This is a genomic window from Peribacillus psychrosaccharolyticus ATCC 23296 (assembly GCF_000305495.1).
In the GTDB taxonomy this organism is placed as follows: Bacteria; Bacillota; Bacilli; order Bacillales; family DSM-1321; genus Peribacillus; species Peribacillus psychrosaccharolyticus.
This window is the reverse complement of the sequence record NZ_AJTN02000177.1, coordinates 1-5,545: the sequence shown is the minus strand read 5'-3', so window position 1 is coordinate 5,545 and position 5,545 is coordinate 1. Positions and strand designations below refer to the sequence as shown.

General features: G+C 31.5%; 5 protein-coding genes and 1 pseudogene. All 6 read right to left on the bottom strand.

All coding sequences use genetic code 11. The features are described 5' to 3' along the window. Nucleotides 1-891, bottom strand: an 891-nt coding sequence (locus WYK_RS09185) for a glycosyltransferase (protein ID WP_040374203.1), incomplete at its 3' end; no start/stop codon positions are given. A gap of 1 nt (nucleotide 892) precedes the next feature. Further along, nucleotides 893-2,017 (bottom strand): non-hydrolyzing UDP-N-acetylglucosamine 2-epimerase, encoded by a 1,125-nt coding sequence (gene wecB, locus WYK_RS09180; protein ID WP_040374202.1) that lies wholly within the window; start codon nucleotides 2,015-2,017, stop codon nucleotides 893-895. A 3-nt stretch (nucleotides 2,018-2,020) separates the two neighbouring features. Further along, nucleotides 2,021-3,130 carry a capsular polysaccharide biosynthesis protein CapF gene (locus WYK_RS09175; RefSeq protein WP_040374201.1) on the bottom strand — a complete coding sequence of 370 codons (1,110 nt, stop codon included), beginning with the start codon at nucleotides 3,128-3,130 and terminating at the stop codon, nucleotides 2,021-2,023. Between the two features lie 40 nt (nucleotides 3,131-3,170). Then, nucleotides 3,171-4,199 carry a polysaccharide biosynthesis protein gene (locus tag WYK_RS09170; RefSeq protein WP_040374200.1) on the bottom strand — a complete coding sequence of 343 codons (1,029 nt, stop codon included), beginning with the start codon at nucleotides 4,197-4,199 and terminating at the stop codon, nucleotides 3,171-3,173. 17 nt (nucleotides 4,200-4,216) lie between these two features. Beyond that, a complete protein-coding gene (locus WYK_RS09165; protein WP_040374199.1) occupies nucleotides 4,217-5,428 on the bottom strand; it encodes a glycosyltransferase family 4 protein in 1,212 nt (403 codons plus the stop codon). A gap of 2 nt (nucleotides 5,429-5,430) precedes the next feature. After that, a pseudogene (locus WYK_RS25585) lies at nucleotides 5,431-5,545 on the bottom strand (acetyltransferase); the annotation flags it as partial.

The window sequence follows — 5,545 nt, the reverse complement described above, 5'->3', positions numbered from 1 at the left end:
AACTAATTCTTGAATATTATTTGTCCTTGAAATACCAATAATATTCTTAGGTAAGTCCTCTTGTTGTTTTTTAGATAATCCTACAAGAACTATAACCTCGTCATCATTAAGTTTCCTGGATAACTCCAAAAAGTAACTAAGTCCTTTTCTGCTATCCCAAGTACTAGCAACACCTAAAGTAATAAATTTATTTTTCAAATTAAACCTTTGCCTAAAATCACTATCAGTTGGTTTAAAAACATCTAAATCAATTCCGTTATTTATTACTTTAATGGAGTATTCTCCCAAAAATGACTGTTTTACTAATTCTGCAAGCCATTTTGATGGAGTAACGATTGTTAAATTCTTAATGCCTGCAAATGCTTTTCTTTTCCTATTAAAATTATTCCGTGAATTATTAAATAGAAAGCTAGCTGGGTAACTTCTCTTTTGTATACATTTATGATCACCCTCAATTTTCCAACAGTCACAACCAACAAAGTCGAAATATGTGCAATGACCAGTAAATGCCCAACAATCATGCAAAGTCCAAACAATTGGTTTATTTGCTTCCTTTATATACCTAAATAATGATTCAACATTAATAAAATATCCGTGAATGTTATGCAAATGGATAACATCAGGATTAACTTCCTTTATTTTACCAATAAAATCTTCACTTGCTTTTTTTGACCCAAAACCATGTTGGTCAAATATTCTTGTTTTGGCAACATGCACATAATTATCGAGGTTAGTTCCTATACGTATAGCCGTATCACAATTCAAAGGGGAATCTCTTCCATAAGCAATATAACTATCATGGCCCTGTTCTGCTAAAATAGCATGTATATCTGTTGCAATTCGTCCTGTACTGCCGATACCACAAACAGAGTTAATTTGTAAAACCCTCACTTTATTTCCTCCAAACAACCCTATTCACATATTCTGTATACGATATAATAATTCTTAATATTTTACTCGAGACATTAGACATACTATAATCGCTAACAATTCTTAAAGTTCCTTCTTCTTGTGACTCTAATACCTCAAGTCCTTGTAATATTCTTTCTTTTCGTAAGCCAACCATCATAACTGCTGCCTCTTCCATTGCCTCAGGTCTCTCATGGGCTTGTCTAATATTAAGTGCTCTAAAACCAAGAATAGAAGATTCTTCGCTAATAGTGCCACTATCGCTTAAAACAGCTTTTGAGTTAATTTGCAACTTATTGTAATCATTAAATCCAATTGGTTTAATTATTTTTACTAAAGAATTAAATACGATTCCTTTAGCATCAATTATTTTCTTAGTTCTAGGATGAGTACTAATAATCACAGGAATTTTATACTTCTCTGCAACCACATTTAAACTTTCAACTAAATCCATAAAGTTAGTTTCGGAATTGATATTTTCTTCTCTATGAGCAGATACAACAAAATATTTTCCTTCTTCAAGATTTAATCTCTCTAATACATCTGATTTCTCAATATCATCTTTTCTAGAATTGAGAACTTCAAACATCGGGCTTCCAGTCTTAATAATTCGATCCGCAGGAAGGCCTTCTCTTAATAAATATTCTCTTGCAATATCACTATAAGTTAAATTAATATCTGCTGTGTGATCAACAATTTTTCTATTCGTTTCTTCTGGTACTCTTTGGTCAAAACATCTATTTCCCGCCTCCATATGGAAAATAGGAATCTGCCTTCTCTTGGCTGCAATAGCACATAAACAACTATTCGTATCTCCTAGTACTAAAAATGCATCCGGTTTTACTTCTTTTAAGATGGGATCTATGCTAATTAATATATTTCCTACAGTTTCCACCGCAGTCCCCGTAGCAGCATTCAAAAAATAATCAGGTTTCCTTAAATTGAAATCTTTAAAAAACACTTCATTTAACTCATAATCATAATTTTGACCTGTATGAACTAGTATATGTTCTATTGCATTTGATTCTTCTAATTTATTTATTACAGCTGACAGCCTTATAATCTCTGGTCTAGTACCAACGACTGTCATGACTTTTAATTTATCCAATATTTAAACCTCCAAGAAGTGAGTATCTGGTTTTTCTGGATCAAAGCATTCATTTACCCACATGACTGTTACTAAATCAGTATCACCAATATTTACAATTGAGTGAGTGTAACCAATAGGTATATCTACCACCTCTAGTTTCTCACCATTCACTTCATATTGAACAATTTCATCTGTATCTATTTTTCTAAATCTAATGAGTCCCTTTCCACTTACTACAAGGAACTTTTCATTTTTAGTATGATGCCAGTGGTTTCCTTTCCTAATCCCAGGTTTGGAGACATTCACTGATACTTGGCCTCTATCAGGAGTTCTAATAAATTCTGTAAAAGAGCCCCTTTGATCACAATTCATTTTCAACTCGTAAGAAAAACTTTCCTTTGGTAAAAAGCTTAAATAGGTACTATATAAATTTTTAGTTAAACCTTCTTCCATATTAGGAATACTTAAATTTACTCTGCTTTCCTTGAAGCTACTAATAAGTTCGGCTAATTTACCTAATTTAATTTGGTGTGTTGACTCTACAAAACAGTATTTATCCTTTTTAGTAGGATTCTCATTCATTGCTCTCATAAATTCCGCTAAAACATCATCAATATAACAAAGCGTTAACTCCACTTCAGGATTGCTTACTTGAATATCTAAATTCCTAGCAATATTATGGCAATACGTTGCTACGACTGTATTGTAGTTTGGTTTACTCCATTTACCAAATAAGTTTGGCAATCTATATATATATACTTCCGCTCCAGTTTGCATATGATAATCAAATAATAAATCTTCTCCCGCTATCTTACTTCTGCCATATGGATTATCTTTTTCAGCTTGTATGGATGAAGGAAAGAGGATTGGAGAATTATTGTTATGTTTCTTAAGAAGATCTAACAATTCAGAAGTGAAACCATAATTTCCTTCCATAAATTCATTTTCTTCTTCTGGTCTATTAACCCCAGCTAAATGAAATACAAATTCACATTCCTTTATATAAGTTTCTAATAGAGAAGGATCATTACCCCGACTGAATTTAAATATTTCGTCGTATCCTTTATTTTTTAATTCCGCAATTAAATTTTTGCCAACAAATCCATTTGCACCAGTAACAAGTATTTTCACTGTAGTTTCAATCCTTTCTTAAAAATTATACTTTTTATCGTCATTTTGAGCCTACCACACTAGCTTTTAATTCATTTTGAATATATTCCAATCCTAGTAGTGTCTCTTTTATTTGGTCTATATTTAAAATTCTTGTATTATGAGAATTGTATTCTTCATCAGTTGATAATTTTTTATCTCCATCATCAAAATACTTATCGTAATTCAAATCTCTCTTATCTGCTGGTACTCTATAAAATCCACCTAAATCTTCAGCAACTACATACTCTTCTCTTGTTAAAAGAGTTTCATATAATTTCTCACCATGTCTTGTACCTATGACCTTAATTTCATTATTAGCATTAAATAACTCTTTAATTGCTTGGGCCAAATCACCAATATAACTAGCAGGTGCTTTTTGTACCATAATATCTCCTGCTTCTGCATTTTGGAAAGCAAACACAACCAATTCAACCGCCTCTTCAAGGCTCATCAAATATCTAGTCATATTAGGATCAGTAATAGTAAGTGGTTGTCCACTCTTTATCTGTTCTATAAATAATGGAATAACTGATCCCCGTGAGGCCATTACATTGCCATATCTTGTTCCACAAATTAGGGTTCTCTCTGGACCAACTGTTTTAGCTTTTGCTACAACAACTTTTTCCATCATGGCTTTTGAAATTCCCATAGCATTTATAGGATAAGCTGCTTTATCTGTAGATAGACAAATTACTTTTTTCACTCCGTATTCAATAGCTGCAGTAAGTACATTATCTGTACCTAAAACATTAGTCTTTACAGCTTCAAGAGGAAAGAATTCACATGAAGGTACTTGTTTCAAAGCAGCTGCATGAAAAACGTAATCTACCCCATGCATTGAATTTTTCACACTTGCAATATCCCTTACATCACCAATATAAAACTTAAGCTTGTCGTTTTTATATAATTTACGCATATCATCTTGTTTTTTTTCATCACGGGAAAAAATACGAATTTCTTTTACATCTGTATCTAGGAATCGTTTCATTACGGCATTTCCAAAAGAACCTGTTCCACCTGTTATTAATAAAGTTTTATTTTTAAACATCTGATTCCTCTTTTCTTTTAATTAAAATGACTTATTATAATTTCATATGAGTGCTTGGCTGTATAATTAGTTTCTAGATAATTTCTGGAATTTATGCCCATGCGTTTTCTTAATTTAGTATCACATAACTTTTGTACATTTATATTGAATTGTTCAACATTTTTACTCTCACACCAAAAGCCAAATTCACCTTTTTCAACAACGTTCCCTATATCTGTATTTATATCAGTTGCTGCTAAAACAGGCATTGATGCCTGCATATAAGAAAGTAGTCTTGATGGGAAATTTGGAATCGTAAAACGCTTATCAAGAAATATTAAACCCACATCACATGAATTGGCTAGAACTTCATAATCCACTTTTGGTAATTGAGAGAATAAACGTGCATTTGTTGGTTTTTCATTTTCAAAAAAAATTTCAAGTTTAGTATACTCTGTCCCCGAACCAGCTATAACAAAATATACTTGATCATTAGCTATATTTGCCCTTAGGCACTCAATTAAAAAGTTAATTCCCTGCGGTTTCCCAAGATTCCCGCCATATATGAATATAGTTTTATCAAAAGGTATACTATATTTCTTTTTAATTCTAATACACGATTCCTCTTCTTCACTAATATTTACAGGTTCTATACTATTAGGGCATATTTCAACAATGTTTGGAGAAATTTCAGGATTGTGTTCCAATAAAAAATCCACATTTGCTTGAGACATACAACCAATATAATCAGATGTTTTATATAGTTTTTTTTCCTTCTGTTTAAAATATCTATATAATATACTTTTAATCCCTGTTTTCTTCATCATACCTAGATCTAATGCATTTTGAGGAAAAATGTCTTTTAACAATAAATATGCTTTAGCATTATCTCTCTTTTTTACATATTCAACTGCCTTCTGAAGTGTTATTGGGGGTGTTGAATATATTACTAAATCAAAATTAACTTCCGAAAAATATTTTTTTATACCCTTTAGAAATTTCGATTCCAACGTAAGGGTTGAAATTCCCTTTTGGATTAAGTTAGTTTTTTGAATGTTATCAATCTGCAATTTAAGTATTTTATAATTACCTTTATCAATCAACCTCGTTGGTTGTTGCTTCCTCTTTTCTATCGGAGAAATGATATATACAGTATGATCATCCTTTACAAACTCTCGCATCAAATCTGTGTATATACCATTTTCTTCTATTGATGTGAAATCTAAGAGTGTTAAAAATAAGATATTCATATCTATACTCTCCTCGCAGGTACTCCTATATATGTTCCTGCCTCAGTTATATTCTTAACAACCACAGTGCCTGATCCAATTTTACAATTACTGGTAATGTTTATGTTATTATTTACT